Below are 2,911 nucleotides of genomic sequence, written 5' to 3'. Positions count from 1 at the left end.
TGGGTGCCGTCGTGGCGGGTGTCGAGGAGGCCGAAGGGGGCGGTGGGTTCGGTGATGCCGTGGAGGTGGGTGGTGAAGAAGCGTTCGTGTTCTTCGCGGGTGGTGCCGAGGCGGGCCTGGGCGACGAAGTCACGGAACGGCAGCGGCGACGGGAGGTCGTCGAGCCTGCCGTCCAGCACGGCGTGGATCTCGCCGAGCAGGATCTCCAGTGCCGTGTTGTCGGTGGTCAGGTGATGGCGCTGGAGCAGCATGAGCCAGCGGTTGCTGCCGGGTTCGGCGGCGATGTGGGCGCGGAGCAGCGGTGCCAGGGTGAGGTCCATGGTGGCGGGGCAGGCTGCGGTGAGTTCGGCCTTGGCGTCGTCGCCGGTGATCTCGTGCTGGTGGACGGGGAGTTGGGCGTGGCGGGCGACGACCTGGACGGGTTCGGGCAGGCCTTCCCAGAGGAAGGCGGTGCGCAGGATGTCGTGGCGGTCGATGACGTGTTGGAGGGCGCCGAGGAAGGTGTCCAGCCGCTCGCGCGAGTCGAAGGTCAACGCCGCCGGCAGGACATAGGGGTCGTAGCCTTCGGCGGCCACCAAGTGGTGGAAGAGGATGCCCTGTTGCAGTGGGGCGAGTGGGTAGATGTCCGCGATGTTGGCCGCGCCGCCGGGGAATGCCGCGGTGATCCGCGCGATCTCCTCGGTGGTCAGCTCGATGAGTGGCAGCATCGCGGGGGTGATCTCCCGGGTGCCGGCCGGGATCAGGTTCGGCGGGACCACCACGTCGCCGGTGTCGGCGGCCGCCGCCAGCCCTGCCGGGGTGGGGGCGGTGAAGAGGGTACGGACGTTCACCGGGACGCCCCGCGAGCGCATTCGCTCCACCAGCGTGACGGCGAGCAGCGAATGGCCGCCCAGGTCGAAGAAGTTGTCGTCCACGCCGACCTGCGGCAGGCCGAGCACCTCGCCGAACGCCTCGCACAGCAGGGTCTCGCGCGGCGTCGAGGGTGCCCGGTAGGTGGTGCCGGCGGTGAAGTCGGGGGCGGGCAGAGCGCGGCGGTCGAGTTTGCCGTTGACGGTCATCGGCAGCGCGTCGAGCACCACGATCGCGGCCGGGACCATGTATTCGGGCAGGGTCGCCGCGAGATCGGCCCGGACGACCGCGAGGTCCACCTCAGCTACGGGGACGACGTAACCGACGAGGCGCTTGTCGCCGGGCAGGTCTTCGCGGACGATGGCGCTTGCGCGGGCGATGGCCGGGTGTGCGGCCAATGCGGCTTCGATTTCGCCGAGTTCGATGCGGTAGCCGCGGATCTTGACCTGGTCGTCGGTGCGGCCGAGGTATTCGAGTTCGCCGTGGTGGTTCCAGCGGGCGAGGTCGCCGGTGCGGTACATCCGGCTCCCGGACGGGCCGAAGGGGCTGGCGACGAAGCGTTCGGCGGTGAGGGCGGGGCGGTGGAGGTAGCCGCGGGCGAGCTGGGCGCCGGCGATGTAGAGCTCGCCCGGGACGCCGGCGGGGACGGGGCGCAGTGCGGTGTCCAGGACGTAGACGCGGGTGTTCCACATCGGCCGCCCGATCGGCACCACGACGGCGTCGGGATCCTCGGCGGTGAACCGGTGGTCGGTGCAGCCGACGGTGGTCTCGGTCGGCCCGTAGTGGTTGACCAGCGTGACGTCCGGGTGGCGCTCGTGCCAGCGGGCGAGCTGGGCGACCGGCACCGCCTCGCCGCCGACCATCAGCAGGCCGGTCGGGACGTGACTGTCGGAGAGCGCGTCCAGGTAGGCGAGGCCGCTGGGTGTGGCCTTGAAGAGGGTGAGTGGTTCGTCGGTGAGGGTGGTCGGGAGGTTTTCGTCGAGTGCTGCGAGTCGGACCTGGCCGCCGGTGGTGAGGGCGCCGTAGAGGATGGTGACGCCGGCGTCGAAGGAGATGGAGGCGTGCAGGAGGGTGGTGCCGGAGAGCTCGGGGTAGGCGGTGGCGGCGCGGGTGAGGTAGTTGACGAGGCCGGCGTGGGGGACGACGACGCCCTTGGGGTGGCCGGTGGAGCCGGAGGTGTAGATCACGTACGCCGGGTGCTGCGGCGACATCGCCACGTCGAGGTCGGTGTCGTCGTGGCCCGTGGTCGACAGTTCGTCGATCAGCAGGTGATGGGTGTCCGTCAGGTCACCGGCCTTGGTGGCGCATGCGGTGCTGGTGAGGAGGAGTTGGGGGTGGGCGTCGGTGAGGAGGTAGGTGATGCGGTCGGCGGGGTAGTCGGGGTCGATCGGGAGGTAGGCGGCGCCGGTCTTGAGGACGGCGAGGAGGGTGACGATCAGGTTGGTTGAGCGTTCGATGAGGACGGCGGCGAGGGTCTCGGGGCCCATGCCGTGGGTGGTGAGCAGGCGGGCGAGGTGGTTGGCGCGGCTGTTGAGCTGGGCGTAGGTGAGGCGTTCGTCGTGGTGGACGAGGGCGGTGGCGTCGGGGGTGCGGGCGGCCTGGGCTTCGACGAGTTGGTGGAGGGTGGTGGTGGGGACGTCGTGGGTGGTGTCGTTCCACTCGGTGAGGATTCGGTGGTGTTCGGCGGTGTCGAGGATGTCGATGTCGGTGACGGGTTGGTCGGGCGCGGTCAGAGCAGCCGAGAGGACCCGGACGAATCGCTCGGTGAGCCGTTCGGCCGTCCCGGTGTCGAAGAGGTCCCGGGCGAAGGTCAGCGTGCCGCGCAGGCCGGCGTGCGTGCCATCGGCGGCGAAGGTCTCGCTGAGGGTGAAGGACAGGTCGAACCGGGCTGCCAACTGGCCGGAGGGAGCCAGCGTCGCCGTGAGACCGGGCAGCGCCAGGTTGGGCTCGGCGTTGTTCTGCAGCGAGAGCATGACCTGGAAGAGCGGGTGGCGGGCCATGGACCGCGCGGGGGCTATCTCCTCCACCAGGCGTTCGAAGGGGATGTCCTGGTGGGCGAAGG

General features: G+C 70.5%; 1 protein-coding gene. It reads right to left on the bottom strand.

Going from position 1 to position 2,911, the window contains the following annotated elements; all coding sequences use genetic code 11:
- The coding region (locus tag ACIOJE_RS41190; protein ID WP_400783817.1) for an amino acid adenylation domain-containing protein at positions 1-2,911 on the bottom strand (2,911 nt) is incomplete at both ends.

Origin of the sequence: Kitasatospora sp. NPDC087861 (assembly GCF_044742585.1) — a bacterium.
GTDB lineage: Bacteria > Actinomycetota > Actinomycetes > Streptomycetales > Streptomycetaceae > Kitasatospora.
The sequence above is the reverse complement of the archived record's forward strand: the minus strand, read 5'-3'. Positions and strand labels throughout refer to the sequence as shown.